The organism is Sedimentibacter hydroxybenzoicus DSM 7310, assembly GCF_013403245.1.
Taxonomy (GTDB): domain Bacteria; phylum Bacillota; class Clostridia; order Tissierellales; family Sedimentibacteraceae; genus Sedimentibacter; species Sedimentibacter hydroxybenzoicus.
Genome location: NZ_JACBNQ010000020.1, coordinates 18,323 through 36,050, shown reverse-complemented (window position 1 = coordinate 36,050; position 17,728 = coordinate 18,323). Strand labels below are relative to the sequence as shown.

22 protein-coding genes are annotated in these 17,728 nt (G+C 32.8%); 4 read left to right on the top strand and 18 right to left on the bottom strand.

Annotated elements, in window-relative coordinates; translation table 11 throughout:
* Positions 1–3: 3 nt before the first annotated feature.
* The 3 genes from HZF24_RS14470 to HZF24_RS14460 form a co-directional block, all read right to left on the bottom strand.
* Entirely contained in the window at positions 4–681 is a 678-nt protein-coding gene (locus HZF24_RS14470; RefSeq protein ID WP_246346155.1) for a SanA/YdcF family protein, read from the bottom strand.
* Positions 682–705: 24 nt separating this feature from the next.
* Positions 706–1,884, bottom strand: a complete 1,179-nt coding sequence (locus tag HZF24_RS14465; protein ID WP_179239055.1) for a DUF438 domain-containing protein — start codon at positions 1,882–1,884, stop codon at positions 706–708.
* 276 nt (positions 1,885–2,160) lie between these two features.
* Positions 2,161–3,060 (bottom strand): patatin-like phospholipase family protein, encoded by a 900-nt coding sequence (locus HZF24_RS14460; protein ID WP_179239054.1) that lies wholly within the window; start codon positions 3,058–3,060, stop codon positions 2,161–2,163.
* A gap of 111 nt (positions 3,061–3,171) precedes the next feature.
* Here HZF24_RS14460 and HZF24_RS14455 point away from each other — a divergent pair, with 111 nt between their 5' ends.
* Positions 3,172–3,342, top strand: coding sequence for a hypothetical protein (locus tag HZF24_RS14455; RefSeq protein WP_179239053.1), 171 nt, complete (start codon positions 3,172–3,174; stop codon positions 3,340–3,342).
* 48 nt (positions 3,343–3,390) lie between these two features.
* On the opposite strand, the gene HZF24_RS14450 is transcribed toward HZF24_RS14455, so the two are convergent.
* The gene (locus HZF24_RS14450; RefSeq protein ID WP_179239052.1) at positions 3,391–4,119 is read right to left on the bottom strand and encodes a hypothetical protein; all 729 of its coding nucleotides are present in this window, start codon (positions 4,117–4,119) and stop codon (positions 3,391–3,393) included.
* A gap of 93 nt (positions 4,120–4,212) precedes the next feature.
* Positions 4,213–4,608: a nucleoside-diphosphate kinase gene (gene ndk, locus HZF24_RS14445; RefSeq protein WP_179239051.1), complete on the bottom strand. Its 396-nt coding sequence runs from the start codon at positions 4,606–4,608 to the stop codon at positions 4,213–4,215.
* Between the two features lie 125 nt (positions 4,609–4,733).
* On the opposite strand from ndk, the gene HZF24_RS14440 reads away from it, so the two are divergent.
* Positions 4,734–5,081, top strand: coding sequence for a hypothetical protein (locus tag HZF24_RS14440; RefSeq protein WP_179239050.1), 348 nt, complete (start codon positions 4,734–4,736; stop codon positions 5,079–5,081).
* Between the two features lie 11 nt (positions 5,082–5,092).
* Positions 5,093–5,572, top strand: coding sequence for an S-ribosylhomocysteine lyase (locus tag HZF24_RS14435; RefSeq protein ID WP_179239049.1), 480 nt, complete (start codon positions 5,093–5,095; stop codon positions 5,570–5,572).
* A gap of 110 nt (positions 5,573–5,682) precedes the next feature.
* Here the strand turns inward: HZF24_RS14435 and typA are convergent, their stop codons facing one another.
* From typA to HZF24_RS14405, 6 genes are all read right to left on the bottom strand, one after another.
* Positions 5,683–7,506, bottom strand: coding sequence for a translational GTPase TypA (typA, locus tag HZF24_RS14430; protein ID WP_179239048.1), 1,824 nt, complete (start codon positions 7,504–7,506; stop codon positions 5,683–5,685).
* A 296-nt stretch (positions 7,507–7,802) separates the two neighbouring features.
* Positions 7,803–8,972 carry an amidohydrolase gene (locus HZF24_RS14425; protein ID WP_179239047.1) on the bottom strand — a complete coding sequence of 390 codons (1,170 nt, stop codon included), beginning with the start codon at positions 8,970–8,972 and terminating at the stop codon, positions 7,803–7,805.
* Positions 8,973–8,990: 18 nt separating this feature from the next.
* On the bottom strand, positions 8,991–9,989 hold the full coding sequence (gene trpS / locus HZF24_RS14420) for a tryptophan--tRNA ligase (protein ID WP_179239046.1): 999 nt from the start codon (positions 9,987–9,989) through the stop codon (positions 8,991–8,993).
* A gap of 133 nt (positions 9,990–10,122) precedes the next feature.
* Positions 10,123–11,364 carry a GGDEF domain-containing response regulator gene (locus HZF24_RS14415; protein WP_179239045.1) on the bottom strand — a complete coding sequence of 414 codons (1,242 nt, stop codon included), beginning with the start codon at positions 11,362–11,364 and terminating at the stop codon, positions 10,123–10,125.
* Between the two features lie 35 nt (positions 11,365–11,399).
* Positions 11,400–12,101, bottom strand: coding sequence for an adenosylcobinamide-GDP ribazoletransferase (locus HZF24_RS14410; RefSeq protein ID WP_179239044.1), 702 nt, complete (start codon positions 12,099–12,101; stop codon positions 11,400–11,402).
* 138 nt (positions 12,102–12,239) lie between these two features.
* Positions 12,240–13,496, bottom strand: a complete 1,257-nt coding sequence (locus HZF24_RS14405; RefSeq protein WP_179239043.1) for an S-layer homology domain-containing protein — start codon at positions 13,494–13,496, stop codon at positions 12,240–12,242.
* 171 nt (positions 13,497–13,667) lie between these two features.
* Between HZF24_RS14405 and rlmH the strand changes: the two genes are divergently transcribed.
* The gene (rlmH, locus tag HZF24_RS14400) at positions 13,668–14,147 is read left to right on the top strand and encodes a 23S rRNA (pseudouridine(1915)-N(3))-methyltransferase RlmH (RefSeq protein ID WP_179239042.1); all 480 of its coding nucleotides are present in this window, start codon (positions 13,668–13,670) and stop codon (positions 14,145–14,147) included.
* 36 nt (positions 14,148–14,183) lie between these two features.
* Here rlmH and HZF24_RS14395 read toward each other — a convergent pair whose 3' ends face one another.
* The 7 genes from HZF24_RS14395 to HZF24_RS14365 form a co-directional block, all read right to left on the bottom strand.
* Positions 14,184–14,624 carry an NUDIX hydrolase gene (locus HZF24_RS14395; RefSeq protein ID WP_179239041.1) on the bottom strand — a complete coding sequence of 147 codons (441 nt, stop codon included), beginning with the start codon at positions 14,622–14,624 and terminating at the stop codon, positions 14,184–14,186.
* A 24-nt stretch (positions 14,625–14,648) separates the two neighbouring features.
* Positions 14,649–15,044 carry a Fic/DOC family protein gene (locus tag HZF24_RS14390; RefSeq protein ID WP_179239040.1) on the bottom strand — a complete coding sequence of 132 codons (396 nt, stop codon included), beginning with the start codon at positions 15,042–15,044 and terminating at the stop codon, positions 14,649–14,651.
* 5 nt (positions 15,045–15,049) lie between these two features.
* The gene (locus HZF24_RS14385) at positions 15,050–15,367 is read right to left on the bottom strand and encodes a hypothetical protein (RefSeq protein WP_179239039.1); all 318 of its coding nucleotides are present in this window, start codon (positions 15,365–15,367) and stop codon (positions 15,050–15,052) included.
* A gap of 24 nt (positions 15,368–15,391) precedes the next feature.
* A complete protein-coding gene (locus HZF24_RS14380; RefSeq protein WP_179239038.1) occupies positions 15,392–15,865 on the bottom strand; it encodes a cupin domain-containing protein in 474 nt (157 codons plus the stop codon).
* Positions 15,866–15,924: 59 nt separating this feature from the next.
* The gene (locus HZF24_RS14375) at positions 15,925–16,134 is read right to left on the bottom strand and encodes a hypothetical protein (RefSeq protein WP_179239037.1); all 210 of its coding nucleotides are present in this window, start codon (positions 16,132–16,134) and stop codon (positions 15,925–15,927) included.
* Positions 16,135–16,624: 490 nt separating this feature from the next.
* Entirely contained in the window at positions 16,625–17,023 is a 399-nt protein-coding gene (locus HZF24_RS14370; protein ID WP_179239036.1) for a hypothetical protein, read from the bottom strand.
* Between the two features lie 21 nt (positions 17,024–17,044).
* Complete coding sequence (locus HZF24_RS14365; RefSeq protein WP_179239035.1) at positions 17,045–17,728, bottom strand: response regulator transcription factor; 684 nt, start codon at positions 17,726–17,728, stop codon at positions 17,045–17,047.

Genomic DNA, 17,728 nt, shown 5'->3' with positions numbered 1-17,728 from the left:
AATTTAATCATTTGTTACATCTCCGTTACCGTTCACTGGTATTGTCTCTCCACCAATTTTCGAACTTGGTTTTACTGTCGCCTTTATAAAATCTTTTACTCTCGCCGCTTTTTCTCTTAATTCCCTTAAATCCTGACCTGCATAAGTCCTGACATCTGCCGAAATTCCGTATGCTTCTACTCCAAGCCTTTCGGCAATATGGAGCGCTCTGTAAAGATGATATTTCTGTGTTACGATTACTATTTTATCTGCCTGAAATATTTCCTTTGCACGATAAATGCTGTCATAGGTGGATATGCCTGCATGGTCCATGAATATATGCTCAGATGGTATTCCTTTATCTATGGCATATCCCTTCATAATATTTACTTCATCGTATCCCTTTTTGGTATGATCGCCGCTCATAAGCAGCCTGTCCGAAACACCTTTTTCATACAACTCAATTCCGGTTATTAATCTATCCTGCAGCATCGGACTTGGAGAGCCGTCGCTTCTGACACCCGCACCGAGAACTATAATACAGTCCGGTTTAATACTTAATGCTTCATCTAATGCAATAATTAATTCCTCAGTAGATGATTTGACGTAAGCATTTATAAATATGGATGACAGAAAAGCAACTGTAAATAATATTACAAAGGCTATGGACATATATTTTGCTGATTTAAGTGATTTTTTCATAATTTCTCCCGTTGTTAAAATACGTTATTGTCCCCATTTAAGAAGTCGTCTTTCCCCTTCCAGGCTTTTTATTTCTGTTATATCCTGACTGACTTCCAGTACTCCTTTATAATTGCCGCTCTCATCCCTTAGCGCAAAGTATTGAATCAGTATATCTTTTCCTTTTAAATTGAGCCAGAATTTTGCCGTGTCTTCTTTTCCGGATCTGAAGCTTTCCACAATTTCTTCAACTATATGTACACTGGCCGGCGGATGACAATTGTTTACATTACGACCTATTACCGCAGGAGATCGCGGGAAAATTCTGTCCTTAGGTCTTGTAAAATATTTTACCCTGTTATTTTCGTCAACAAAGGTCATGTCAACCGGAAGAGTGTTAAAAATCATAAGAACTTCTTCGAAATTTAAAATTCCTGTTTCTGTCTTAATAAAACCGTTATTAATTATCTGTTTTTCTTCCTCATTTATCGTTTCCGAACTTGATTTTTCAATGAAAGGAAATCCGTATTCCATGCTTTGCTTATGCATCTGGTACCAATCATCATCACTTAACACTTCGCTGGCAGCCGGAAACAAAATAAGCTCTTCCTTTTTCTTTACACCTAATATGCCAAAAAATAAATTGGCAATTGCTTTGTTAACCTGCTGCTCAGAGCTGTCGTCATCCTTTATTACATTTACCGCTTCTTTAATTTGATTCCTGACAACATCATGAAGCTCCCACATTATAGACAATCCATGAAATTTGTCCATCGTTTTCTCCATATAAGGGAACAATATATTTTCTTTTTTTAAATAGTGGTCATTAAATTCTTCCAGCTCTTTTACACGCGAGAGAAGCTTTTGCTTTCTGATGCTCAAATCCGGTTCCTTCATCAACGCTTTGATTTCATCGGTTTTCTTAACAAGTGCTTCATTTTCATTTATTAAGTCCATGAGGAAATTATCATTATCAGGCTTTTCCCATCTATGATTAAGTAAGCTTTTATAAAACACATTGATAACCTTATCTAAAAACACTAAAATTTCTTTAGGCTGAATTTCCTCTTCAATAAGCGAATAAAATATTTCAAAGGCTTCCTGAGGCTTAACGCTTTCTATATCTTCCTTATACTTTGCATACAATTTTACTCCGTCCAATCCGTCTTTAAGACCCTTTACATAACCTATCAGCCTTGTGACTCTTTTATTTCCATTATTCATCTGACCACCTCTTTTATCATCAGTTATTTTAATATTTAATTAATTACATTTTACCAAACTTATTGAAAATATAAAAGGTATTATATTTTTCAAAAAAGCACAACACTCACATTGAGTGTTCAGGCTGCTAAAAAAGTCCCCCTGTATCGTTGCCGTTCATCCGGTCAATCCTCACGTATGTCTAATACGCTGCGGTTGCCCGTCTTTCCGGCGCCTTGCAGGATGAACTTTTTTAACAGCCTGTCATCTTGATGACTTTGTCATCAATCTGAACACTCACATTGAGTGTTGTGCTGATAGAACCTCATCTCGTTGATATCCGGATGACAATACTATATCAATCCCTCTAATTGCTTTTTTAGCATCGCTGTAACCTAAGTAGTATGTTTCTCTAAGCTTTCTGTTGTCAAAGTTTAATGTTCCGTTAAACAAATTACCTAAATATCTTGATGGCTGTATTAATAAAATATCTGCATATGGATATTTTCTTTTTAAAGCCTGATAGTTTATCCTGTCGCAGGATATAGCAATTATTGAATTTATCCCTCTTTTATTAAGCGGATAAACAGGTAATACATCATTGATCGCACCATCCACATAATACTGATCACCAATTTTTTCGGGAGGATATACGATTGGTATGGCTGAGGTTGCCAATAATATATCTTTAATGAAGTCTGCTTCCGGCTTCTTTATATGTATGTATTGTGTGAAACCTGATTTTCTGCCTTTATACCAATCCATCGCTGTTTTAAGTACCCTTTCTTCATCCGGAATTTCCGTTACGTTCGCTACCGTTACATAAGTATCCAAAGCTGTTCCTTCTAAATTTTCAAGTCCTATAGTATTAAATAAATTAACAAATCCGTCTCTTGTAAACAAGCTGTCAAACTGAGCCTTTTTACCGAATAAAGTCATCCTGATTGCTTTTACTAAGCTGTCTAAATCCGTACCATCTGCAAAAAATACCTTGGACAAATTATAATTCAGCCATATATTTGTTGCATCTTTCCAATCCATTGTCTGAATCAGAAAGTTATTTATAGCTCCAATGGAGGAACCGGAATAAACATCTATATAATTATTATATCCAAATTCACAAAGGGCCTTCCATGCTCCTATTTGATAAGCTCCTTTAGCCCCTCCGCCACCTAATACCAATCCTATCCCGGACATAAAATCACCTCCATTCATTTTATGCAAATCCGAATAGAATGTTAGAATTTTTTGTATAAATTTCTAAGGTTAATGAATACTAAAAATAAAACTATTTACAGGAAGGATGCTATGAAAAATAATAAAAACAGAATGAGAGACCGAGAAAAAAGCAATGCTGAGTTAAGAAAAATGGAACCAAAGGATAATGCTGATGTTGGAATAATTGATGGAAAAATATCGGGTATACATGACGGTGGTCATGAAAAAATGAGGACAGATATTAAAAATAAAAGAGATTAAAATAGGAGCTAAAGTTTTAGCTCCCATCAATTTACTTTGTTGGTTTATTTATTTTATTGTTCTGACTTTTCTTGGAGTTATGCTTTTACCGGCAATATTATCAGAATTATTTTGAACATTTGACTTGTTATCAATTTCCGCTGATTCTTCTTGTTGTTTTTCCTGTACAGTAATCGTACTATTAGCACCGGGCCAAACAACTTGTTCTTGTGCCGTTACTAAATTACCGTATATTGCATTATGAAATTTACCATCTAAATTTATTTTCCAGCTGTTGCCTTCCTTCGTTAAGTGAACATCCACTACTTCTTTAAATTCTGTGTATTCACATTCATCAACTATTGTTACAAACAAATCATTGTATTTTTGTTTCATAGCCGTATCATCAAGCTTGTTATCTCCAAGATTATTGTTTTGATTAGTCAAAGCTACTGATTTATTCACATAATCTTGAGAAACAGCAGTTAAATCCTTAGTTTTAATTTCTATTTTGACTTTGGAATCGTCCTCAGTTTCCTCAACAGATAAAATATTATATTCTAAATTTTCAAATATTTTTTTGTTTCTTGCAATGCTCGATTCATCTATGCTGCCTATTAATTTTATTGCATTGTAATTTGTCAGTACTTCTTTATTAACCTCTTTTATTGCTGTCATAATATTTGTTAATGCCTGGCTTGGTGTTTCTTTTTTTGTTTCCATTCCGGATACTATATCACAAGCTGTCAAAGCAAATACTAATGCAATTAAAAGTATAACCGTCATTATTTTCTTCACTTGCCTATACCTCATTATGTAATTTGTACTATGATTATACCATTTTATCAAATTTTGTCAAAGGAAATAATTTTATCGATTTGTACTGTCATTTTAAAACCAGATACTTATTTCACGTTCTGAACTTTCTTTGGAATCTGAAGAATGTACACTGTTTTCTGTCTTGGATATACCGTATTTGCCTCGTATTGATGCGGGTTCTGCTTTTTCCGGATCAGTATCGCCGTTAATTTTTCTTACTTCCGTGATAGCATTTTCTCCTTCAATTATTAAAGCACAAACTTCTCCTCTTGTTATATAACGTATTAATTCTACATAAAATGGTTTTTCTTTATGCTCTATATAATGTTTTTCTGCTATTTGTTCAGTTGGCTTAATTATTTTTATCGCCGCTATGTGAAGATTAGTTTTTTCATAAACTGAAATTATCTCCCCCATTAATTTTCTTTCCAGAACATCCGGTTTTATGAGTACTAAAGTTCTTTCCATCATTATCCCTCCATGCTTTTCCCATATCTTACTACAAAGTTAACAAAAACGGAATAATAAATTTACATTTCCAGATTGAAATAGTATAATATATATATTACAACATAATAGGAGATTTTTAACTAATGAAAGAAATTAACGGTTCGGAAAAGCAGAAAAAATTAGTACAGGTGGTTCTTGATGAAAAAGAGGTTGCTCTGATAATAAAGGACATTGAAGAATTAGAATTTAATGATACAAAGTATAAAAGCGCAGAAAAATTTGAATACGACAGAAGGATTATTTTGGAAACAGCCTGGAATGTAAGTGTTGTTCTGCAAAATAAAACAAGCAAAATCAGTGAAATCGTCGATATAAATTTACAAAGAAACGGAATCACTGATGTAAAAGGTAAAAAAATTTTTTCAGCTCTGAGAGCAAAATATAAGGAATCTAATATAATTGACTATAACGAATTGGCCGAGATAATTTGAGGGGGATGAAAATGAAAAAAATAGAGAGCTTTCAGGTTAATCACCTGAAATTGAAGAGAGGCATTTATGTATCCAGAAAGGATGTTGTAGGTAATCATACACTGACTACCTTTGACATAAGAATGAAGGAGCCGAATAATGAACCGGTTATAAATACGGCTGAGCTCCATACAATTGAACATTTAGGTGCCACTTTTCTAAGAAATCACAATGAATATGATTCTCTGACAGTGTATTTTGGGCCGATGGGATGCCGGACAGGACTTTACGTTATATTTAAGGGTGATTTAAGTTCATCCGATGTCATTGACATAATTAAGGAAATGTTTGAATTTATTATTAATTATGAAGGTGAAGTTCCGGGAGCTGACGCAATATCCTGCGGAAATTATCAGGATATGAATTTAGATATGGCAAAATATGAAGCAGCTAAATTTTATAATGAGGTTTTATGTAATTTAAAAGAAGAAAATTTAAATTACCCGGAATAGCTATGGATTTGCAATAGATTGGCAATTAATAAGCTATTGATTGGCTATGGATATTGGATATTAATAAAGGGCGCTGCGCGCCCTTTATCTATTGTTCACCAATCGTTCAATTATTGTTCTGTTTTCAATCTGTTTGCTTGTTTTCTTCTTTCTATTTCAGTTAAGTATCTTTTTCTTAATCTGATGTTGTCGGGAGTTACTTCAACCAATTCATCATCATTGATAAATTCAAGTGCCGATTCTAATGTCATAACTCTTGGGGGTGTTAATTTTATTGAGTCATCTGCCGATGAAGAACGAGTATTGGATTGTTTCTTTGCTTTGCAAGGATTAACGGTTATATCCTCACCTCGTGCACACATTCCTATAATCATTCCTTCGTACACCTTTTCGCCGGGATTAATAAATAATGACCCCCTGCTTTCAAGGTTTGCCAACGAATAAGCAATTGCCTCCCCTTGCTCTGTGGATATTAAAACTCCGTTTATTCTTTGAGGTATTTCACCCTTGTATTTTTCGTAATGATCAAAGCTTCTGACTATTGTCCCTTCGCCCCTTGTATCATTAATCAGCTCTGTTCGATAACCGAGAAGTCCTCTTGTAGGTACCATGTATTCAATTCTTACATAGTTTCCGTCAGGAACCATTGAAACCATCATTCCTTTTCTTACATTGAGCTTTGATATAACCGAGCCTGAATATACTTCCGGTGTATTTACAAAGACTCTTTCAATAGGCTCCATTACTACGCCGTCAATTTTCTTTAATATTACTTCAGGTCTTGAAACTGAAACCTCATATCCTTCTCTTCGCATATTTTCAAGTAATATTGACAAATGAAGCTCTCCTCTGCCTGAAACCTTGTAGCCGTCAACTGCTCCTTCTAATGGCTCTACTCTTAAACCTACATTTATCTCAAGCTCTTTTTCCAATCTTGCCTTCAAATGCCTTGTGGTTACATATTTACCTGATAATCCGACGAATGGCGAAGTATTGATCAGGAAATTCATTGACAGTGTCGGTTCTTCTATTTTTATTGTTTCCATCGGAATCACTTTATTTTCATTGCATATGGTGTCACCTATGGAAATATTGGAAATTCCGGATACAACAACTATATCTCCACTGTATGCCTCACTTACACTGATTCTGCTAAGTCCCTGATATACATATATGCTTGATATCTTTTGCTTTTCCACCGTTCCGTCATGCTTAGCGACAGAAACCGTCTGCCCTTCTTTGATTGTACCTTCTGTAACTCTGCCTATACCTAATCTTCCTATATAATCATCGTAAGCAAGTGATGATATCTGCATCTGCAAATCATCATTGTCTTTGTCCGAGTATGCTTCCACGTGCTTTATTATCGTATCAAATAAAGGTGTTATACTGTCATTGGGCTGATCCAACTCATATTGAACTATACCTTGCTTAGCTATACCGTAAAGTATCGGGAAATCTAATTGTTCATCTGTTGCATTTAATTCAACAAATAAATCAAATACCATGTCTACGACTTCTTCAGCTCTGTGATTTTTTTTGTCTATTTTATTTATTAATAAAATCGGTCTTAAGCCGACCTCCAAGGATTTTTGTAAAACAAACCTTGTCTGAGGCATAGGACCTTCTATTGAATCAACCAAAAGAATTACCGTATCGACGGTCTTCATGATTCTTTCAACTTCAGATGAAAAATCGGCATGACCTGGTGTATCGACTATATTTATTTTATAGTCATTATGCATTACCGAACAGTTCTTGGAATAAATAGTAATTCCCCTTTCACGTTCAATAGCATTGGAGTCCATTACCTGATCCACTAACTCCTGATTTTCTCTAAAAACTCCGCTTTGTTGCAAAAAAGCATCTACTAATGTGGATTTTCCTGCATCAACGTGAGCTATTACTGCTATATTTATAATTTTATTTTTCATACATACCATCCTTTTTTAACCACGGATTATTTTATTCTTTTTAAAGGCAATATGCAAGCTTTTTTTTCATACTTTAAAAGGGACACGTTAAGTGTCCCCCAAAATTGATAGCAAAGTGTATTTTCGGATTTGTCATTGCTATGAAGAAACGTATCGTATGTTACTGTCATTCAGAGGTCTTTAGCCCGAAGAATCTCATCTTTTGAAGTTCTGAGATCCTTCGCTGCCGCTCAGGATGACGAAAACAAAGTTTATCAATAATCCGAAAGACACCACATAGTGTCTTTATCAAGTCATTAAAATTTATTATTTTTATAAACTACTTTCCCATCTATAATGGTCATTACTGTTTCATAGTCAATATCTAACAACGGATTTCCTTTGAATATAGCTATATCTGCATCTTTTCCGACCTCTATGCTTCCTACTCTGTCGGCAATTCCGGTTATTTGTGCAGGGTTGATAGTTATTGCCTTCCATGCTTCTTTCTCAGGTAATCCCGCTTTAACTGCCATACCGGCACACATATTTATATGTTGGATCGGTATAACATTAGAATCAGTTATTATTGCTATTTTTATACCTGCTTCATGCAATATTTTTGGTGTTTCGAAGCTTTTATTTTTAAGCTCGTATTTTACCCTTGAACCGAAGGTTGGTCCTATAAAGCATGGTTTCCCTGCTGATTTTAATTCATCAGCTATTAAATGTCCTTCTGTACAGTGGTCTAATGTTATATCTAAATCAAATTCCTTGGCTATTCTTAGAGCCGTAAATATATCATCAGTTCTGTGAGCATGAGCTTTTAACGGTATTTCCTTTCTCATAACAGGCATCAGTGCTTCAAGCTTCAGGTCAAAGTCAGGTTTTTTATCGGGATCTTCCACTGAGGCCTCTAAATCCTCTTTATATTGTTTTGCTTCATATAATGTTTCTCTTAAAAGCGCTGCAATAGCCATCCTTGTAACAGGCGATTTATGCTGTTCGTCATAAACTCTCTTTGGATTTTCGCCAAATGCAATTTTCATTGCAACAGGGTCCTTTATAACCATGTCGTCAACTCTCTTGCCGTATGTCTTCATGGCAAGAAATGATCCGCCTATAACATTGGCACTGCCGGGTCCCGTTACTGCGCAGGTTACTCCGCCTTCAATTGCATCTATGAAACCTTGGTCTAATGGATTAATGGCATCAATTGCTCTTAGCTGAGGTGTAATCGGTTCAACTGCTTCATTACCGTCCTCACCTTCAAAGCCGATGCCCTCTTCAAATAAGCCTATATGACAATGTCCGTCCACAAATCCCGGCGTAACCAACATACCATTTGCGTCTATTATCTCTGCATCCTTTGGTATTTCCAAGCCGGTTCCCACGGCTTTTATTTTACCTTCTTCAATAATTATTTGTCCGTTAGGGATGTCTTCTCCTGCCATTGTCTTTATGCAACCATTTTTAATTACTAACATACTTCCTCCAAATACATATTATTTAGGTAAAAAGCCTACCTTTTTAGATACTTTTCTAAGTGTTTTCCTTGCTGTTGCATCTGCTTTTTCTGCACCACTTTGATAGATTTTCTCTAAGTAATCTTTATTTTTCAATAAATAATCAATTTTTTCCTGTATAGGTTTCAACTCATTGATAACAACCTCTGCCACATCATCCTTAAATTGAGCGTAACCTTTACCTTCATAGTCAGCTACAATTTCGTCATATGGTTTATGTGTTATTTTAGAATAAATATTTAATAAGTTTTTGATTCCCGGTTGTTCATCAGTATATTTAACTACTCCAATAGAATCTGTTACCGACCTTTTGAACTTTCTTCTTATTAAATCAACATCATCAGAAAGCAATATGTATGCATTCTCATTAGAATCTGATTTAGACATTTTACTTAACGGTTCCTGCAGATTCATTATTTTAGCGCCTTCCTTTTCTATGAATGGTTCGGGAATTTTAAAGGTTTCACTGAATCTGTTATTAAATCGTGTAGCAATATCTCTTGTAATTTCCAGATGCTGTCTCTGGTCCTCCCCTACAGGCACTAAATCTGCTTGATAAAGAAGAATATCTGATGCCATTAAAACAGGGTACGTAAACAGACCTGCAGTAATGGCATTGTGATCAAGCTTCTTAGATTTATCCTTAAATTGAGTCATTCTTCCTAATTCACCGTAGTATGAAAAGCAATTTAAAATCCAGCTTAGCTCTGCGTGTGCCGAAACGTGTGATTGTATAAATAATGTTACTTGTTCGGGGTCAATGCCCGCTGCTATATAATTTGCAAGTACTTCAAATGTATTTTTTCTTAAATCCTTTGGTTCCTTCGGAACTGTTATAGCATGCATATCTACCACACAATAGTAGCTGTCATATTCGCTTTGAAGCTTAACCCAGTTTTTCAATGCTCCTAAATAGTTTCCGAGAGTAAGTGAACCTGATGGCTGCATACCGCTGAATATTACCTTTTTATTTTCCATTGCTATCCTCCGTATATAAATTGTTATCCTGTATATAAAAAGAACTTTCTTCCACAATGGAGCAGAAAGCTCTCAAAAGTACTTTTTTGATTATACTACAGCGTTTTTTATTTGTCAAAAATACTTTAAACAGCTACATCATATATTTTATACAATTTCTTCCGCATTTCTTTGCTTCATACATCATGCTGTCTGCTTTTTGTATCATCATATCTGCTGTATCTCCCGGAGCATATTCTACTACTCCAAAGCTTCCTGTAAATCTGTCAACATTTGGAATTTCAATTTTACTGATACCTAATCTCAAATCTTCCAACAGTACACCGGAATTAATTATAGGTGTATCAGCCAGTAATATCATAAATTCCTCACCACCCCAGCGTGCAAGACAATCAACTTTACGTATCCTTTTCTTTATATAACCGGTTATACTTTGCAAAACCAAATCACCTATGCTATGACCATATTTGTCATTTATTGTTTTAAATCTATCGATATCTAACATTGCAATCGAAAAAACTCTTCCGGTTCTTTTTGAGCGTTCAATTTCTTCTTCCAATCTGGTTACAAAAAATCTTCTGTTATAAGTATTGGTTAAATAGTCTGTTACAGATAATTTTTCTAATTCTTCTCTTGCTTTGATCCTATCGCTTATGTCACGGAAAATTCCTACAAAATAATCCTTATCATTAATTTTTAGCGTTGAAGTAGAAATCTCAGCATCAAAAACTTGTCCGTTTTTATGCTTGATTTTTAATTCTTTTACTTTTTTATCTGCAAATAAGCTATTAATAATATCATTCTTATTCATGCTTTCGGCTGCTGTAAGCTCATGAAGCTCTTTGCCCAGCATCTCATCCTTTGTATAGCCAAACAACTGAACTGCAGCAGGATTCCAAAGAGACACATAACCTTTGTCATCCGTCATAATCATACCGTCCTGAACAGAATTAATTACAGCATTTAAAATAGATTCCTTCTGCTTAATTTCAGATTTAACATCATGAAGCTTTAAAGCCATTTCAATTGTCGCAAGTAAGGCGGTGTTATCCATTCCCTTTTCTATAAAACCGTAAGCACTGATATTTCTTATTTGGTTAATTATTGTATCAGAAGCATTAGCCGTAAGAAATATTATAGGCAGCTCTTTATGATTATTTATGATTTTAGCCGCTTCTATGCCATTCATCTCGCCTGCTAATTCTATATCCATAAGTATCAAATCCCAAGCTGAATGACCGCATACTATTTCTACTGCATCTTCACCGGTTGCAACGCTATCTATTTCAAAACCGTTCTTTTTTAAATAATCTCCTACTACTGCTGTTATAAAACGACTATCTTCTACTAACAGTATCTTTTTGCCGGTATGCATAATCTCACCTTTCAAAATTATCAATAAAATTAATATTATAAATACATCATATACGTTATTATCAAAAACAGAGCTTGCGTTATTTCTATTATGAAGCCCTCAAAGGATTCTGTTATTTTGCCGATTTTTTCATCAAATAAGCTTATTATTATTCCTGTAAACATATATGTCAATGATAAGGAAATAATTAAACGATAGTTAAAAATTACAGTCAATAAAAATGAAATTACAAATGCAAAAATAATATGATATTTTTCACAGTGTTTCATAACAGATGTATCTTCTTTATTGCTTTTAATAATAAAGCTCAATATAATAAGGTTCGAATATCCCGCAAGAGGCATAATTATCAAGCCGGTTGCAGGAATAATTCCAATTAATGAAAAATACAATAAATTTATTAATATTATACCGATCATACCGGTTACTTGCTCATTGTTGTCCTTGGTCTTTAAAAGAGAGTTTAATGAGACATATGTACCTTTTATATTAACTGATTTTGTAATTATATTCAAATAAATTAAAATTAATGCGCCAATAAAAAAGCTGTCATAAAAAAACTTTAGACCAGCTATAAAAAACGCAACAAAACCAATGACAAATCCTATTAGTGGTAAAACAAGAATGCCGCTTTTGTAATCCTCATCAGTTGTATCTGCATATATGGTAATATTGATGCAAGTATATTTTTTAAGCATTAGTATAATGCCGACAACAATACTTCTTAAGTCAAACATAGTCCGCCCTCATTGTTTTACCATTATATCATATCTGAGCCGAGTGCAGCGCAAGCTCTCTTGCATTGCCGAGGCGATGGTATGATATATGTATTATATCACAAAAAGAGTTATTATTAAAATATAAATTATTACATGTTACAAGAAATTGTATAATCTCATCAACATTAAATATGACTCCTGATAGGTGCAATTCTTAAAGGGTTTAAAGCTGGTGCCGTTTCCATTTAATAATCCGTTGCTTGAAACATAATAAATAAATAATTTTTCTGATTCGCTTACACTGGAAATATCATCAAATTCAACTATTTTATAATCAGAAATATCCTTATTTAATTTATTGCTGACATAACCAAAAAACTTAGCTATTTCTAATCTTGTTATGTAGTTATCTTCATCGGAATCATACACATCTATATTAACATATGCTTCTCCCTTTAATGGGTCCAGACTCGTATATTCTTCCTTTTCTACTATACCGAATGTATTTGAAAAGCTTTCCTTGCCTATTTTTTTCTCAATAATACTAAATGTCAAATTATAAAAATCTTTTTTTGTTATATATGCTCTGTATATTCCTTCATATTCCTCTGGTATTAAGGAAGCTGTCTCCATTTTTTCAATCGTTTCTCTCGCCCATTCATCCGGTTTTTGAGGTAATGCTTCATTCCAAAGATTCGTTTCTTTTGTTACGGACGAAAAACTCTGTTCTGCTGCATTAGATAATATCTCTATTTTCTTATGTATAATCGTAAAGTTCCCATCACTAATATTTCTAAGTTTATCGGGATGAATTTCGGTATACCAAATTAAATTAGCAACCTCCTCCTTAAATGAGGCCGCTGCATGTTTATTTAAAAATATATTTTCATATCCTTCTGCCCAAGTACCGTAATTATATCCTGAATTTAATTTTTCAAATTCACTTTTTAATTTATCGTATCCATATATTTCAAATATGTAATCTCTTATAAAATGACCTGTTTCATAAATAAACCCTTCTTCAGAAGCAACGCATGAATTTCTGTATAGCAATGTATTTATATAAATATTTGCAGACGAGTCACTCATTACATATTCTGAAAATAAGTCGCTGATTTTTTCTGTTTTATTAACAATAATATTGGTGCTGATTTCTTTTTTAGCATAATAATCTGTTATTTCTTTAATTAAGCCGTCAGGGAATCTGCTTAGACCTTTGTCCAGCACTATCAAACAATCATTATAATTTATGTTATCATCCTTATCCTGTATTATTACTTTAATGCCATATGTACTCTTTAAATCGTCAATCAATTTATCTGCATTAACAGGTTCTTCGGTTGCTCCGTAAGCTTGTATACTAAAAAAACAAATCAATAATGAAATAATCAATACTATTTTTATCTTCATCATAATATACCTCAATTGTCGTTATATTAAAAAATTATAACACACAGTTAAAATTTAATCAACAAAAAACTTGTAAACGTTTCCTCTTAAATTCAAAAAATATGTAGATAATTGTTTTTTTATGATATACTATAATTAATAAAGCAAATAATAATGTTTCAAATAAGGTGAATTATGAAAATAACAATTATATCCGTAGGAAAAATAAAAGAAAAGTTTTTTATTGATGCCATCAGTGAATACACAAAACGATTGTCAAAGTTCTGTAAGTTGACAGAAGAAATAATACCTGACGAAAGAGCGGATGACACCTATTCTCTGGCAGAAATAGAACAAGTAAAAATCAAGGAAGGTATAAAAATAATTAACAGCATACCTAAAAATTCATTTGTTGTCGTTATGGATATAAGGGGAAAACAACTCAGCTCCGAAGAATTAGCCGATAAAATAAACAATTTAGGTATCAACGGTATTTCTGATATGTCTTTTATCATCGGAGGCAGCAACGGTCTGTCAGAGGATGTAATAAAAAAAGCTGACTTTAAGCTGTCATTTTCTAAAATGACATTTCCTCATCAGCTTTTTAAAATCATATTATTGGAACAAATATACCGCGCATTCAAAATAAATGCAGGTGAAGCTTATCATAAATAAGATATCTATTTTGTTGACTTGGAAACTTCATTGAACTTATTTTATTCCCTTACTTTCAATCACTTTGTTATACAAATAAGGTTGAATTTCCGGATAAGTCAGATTAACCGGAATTTTTTCAAACAATTCAATTTTCTCAATCTCATTTTCTAATGATTTTTTGATAGTATATATCTCAGCATAAAATAACATTCCAAACGACTCATTTTCTTTATTATTAATGCTATTCTTCCTTATAACTGAATATATTGAAATAGGTTCAATTTTAAACTCAATTGCTCCTGTCTCTTCTTGTAATTCACGTTTTGCAGTGTCTAATATTATTTCATTCTCTTCTCTATGACCACCGGGAATTTCATATGTTTCTCTTTCTCTATGTTTGCAAAAAATCCATTTACTATCATATTTCGCCATAATTACAGCAAACCTTAAATCTTCATCGTTAATTTCATCATAAAACTTAACCTCTAACTTCATACTTGCCTCATATTTTAAGATTTTTTATACATTATATTTTAAATTTTGTACTGCCTTGCTTGTGTTAATACTATATTCTGGTTCACAGTTATATGGTGGTTTATCACCATATTCCGATAAAACAGCCACTTTACCTGTCCTCTTCATAACATAATCCAATATTTCTAAAAACATGTTTTGCTTAGCAATATCAACAGTGCGAATTTCACCAGCCCAATCATAAATATCCTGAAATATATATTTATGAATTGTCTGCAAATGTTTCAAATCAAACTCACCTTTAATTGGATTATCAATCAAATCGGAAATACGTAGCATTGTAAGTTTTCTTTCAGCTTCAGACAATATATCACAATCTCGAATATTTAATTTATTAATCAATGCACCAGAATTAGGATAGCAATATATTTGATCGCTCATTCCTATTACTCCTTAGTATATTCAGAAACTATTTTTTTCCGAACATTTTCAACTGAACTTTTATTAATTCTATATTCTTTTAATAATAATATATCTTCTTTCGTTAAATTCATGTTTTCCATTGCTAAAGTTGCATTTATCTCAGCTATTGCTTCATCCTCAGTATAATTAGACTCGTTGAGTTTCACTTCAAACGGAATGCTTTCATATGCAATATCTATTAGTGCATTTATTGATAAAATAAGTTCCGGTAATTTAACTCTTCTTTCCTCACTTCTAAAAAAATAATGTTGCATATCAATAATTACTAATGCTGGTCTCAATTTAATCCCCTCCAGATTTATACTTCATTCTCCGTCGTAATAATCTACTTTATCTTTAATTCTAAAAAAATCACTTGATTTATTATGAATAACAATCCCCACCTTGCCGGAATCAGGATAATGTATTACATCAGGTGAATTTGTTGTATCAAAATCAATATACTTCAGTATATTATTTTCTGATGTATTAATTATTTTGTGTGCTGACTTTTCAGTAGGCGGGCACACTATGAAATCCCCTTGCTTTATTTCTTTCTTACCATCCTCGGTAATTAATATACCATTTCCTTGAATTATATAAAACACCTCTGTATTTGCAGCATGATAATGTAACGGATAGTTAGCTTTTTGAGGTGGTATTTCATAAACAGCAACATAACATTGAGCAAAATCTTTTCTGCTTGTAACTTCACGTTTTGAATAAGCATAAGTATCATGTTCATTTTTATGTTTTTGTACGATATCTTCTTCATTAACGATTAAAATATTATCTCTCATAATCTTCTCCAAAGCTTTTATTTATTAATATTTTCATTGCGATTAAAATTATCCTGATATTACTTTTGTTTTTTTAATTTAAAATAGTCTAATATCAAGAAAATTAAGAAAGCCACAATATATGATGCAACAAATTGCACAACAGCCTGCACAAAAATGGGTGGATATATTTTGTTTAAATTTGGATCCATAATTCTTGGAATCATTACCATTCCTATTGTTACACCTAAACTTATGCCTAAAGCACTTTTTAATGCTTGCTTTATCAATTTTTATCACCTCATAACCAATAATTCTACAAATGAACCAACTGACTTATATATAATATTATACCACTAATTACCATGAAATTATATGTTTTTATAAATATTTCTTATACGCTTCCTATCCATCGTACTTTTAAATATACCTCCCATGTAAAATGTAAAATTATATCTACAAAATCGATATATAATATAACTTTTCATCCGAATATTGACACCTATAAATTTGTAAATGTATAATAAGTAAAATACATTATAATAAAAACGCGAGGGCTTTTACCCATACTGTTAAGTAAAAACGGTGCAAGTAATGTCTTAGAAACAATTTATTTATCAAGTGACGATTATGGTAAAACATGGATGCACATTGAAGCGTATGATAATTAAACTTATACAAAAATCAAAAATTAAATTCAATTATTGTACAACTGATAATCTATACGCTAGTGAAAAAAATTAGCAGTTATTGCAATGGAATCTATATCTTGTAATTTCCCTACATGCTAATATATTCTTTAAGCATTTTTCTCCCATGAACAAGTTCTTTAAATAATTCTTCATGAGTGCAATCCGATACAGGTATGTTATCATATATCCGATACCCTAGCACATCCTTCCAGATTAGTACTGCTCTGTTTATAGGTTTAAGTTCTAATAAAGCCTTTTGAATTCCTTTTAAATTATGATCGCGATGTGACTTCGGTACATTCAGGAATATTTTTACCAGTTCTATAATTGTTAGTTGAAGCAAATCCTCTGTTATCTTATAATCTTCATCCAATTCATTAACAGTATGTGTGATTGCATGAGCAGCCATTTCTGCTGCAATCTCTTTATCCCCGGTAAGTCTAAAAGCAACTGTATATACTCTTTTAAAAAACACTTCCATATCCATAATACTTCCACCTATATATTACTAAATTTTAAATCTGTATCCTGTTCCCCATACCGTTTCAATATATTGACGTCCTTCGCAGTTCGTTTCAATCTTTTCTCTTATTCTTGCTATATGTACAGTTATTGTTGTTGTATCTGACAAAGCATCATACCCCCAAACTTTTTCAAACAACTCTTCCTTACTAAAAACTCTATTTGGGTTTTCAGCTAAAAATAAAAGTAAGTCAAATTCCTTTTGAGGTAAAAGAATTTCATTATCTTCTATAAAAACTCTGCGGTCTTCTTTATCAATAGATAACGCTCCTGTTCTTATCAGTTTTTTCTTTAAGTTGCTGTTAAATCTTTCATATGTTTTCAGGTGACTGTTTACCCTTGCAACCAATTCACCCATGCTGAAAGGCTTAGTTATGTAATCATCAGCACCTAAGTTTAATCCTTTAATTTTATACGTTTCATCGGATTTCGCAGACACAATAAGTACGGGTATTTGTTTTGAATCGGCTATATCTTTTAATATATCAAATCCACCCTTTTGAGGAAGCATCAAATCCAAAATAACCAGATCAAATTTATCAGTTTTTATATGCTCAAGACCGGCATCACCATCGAAAACACAAACGACCTCATAGCCGCTCATTTCCAAATAATCCTTTTGCAGCTCCGATATGCTTTTATCATCTTCAATAATTAATATCCTTTTCAT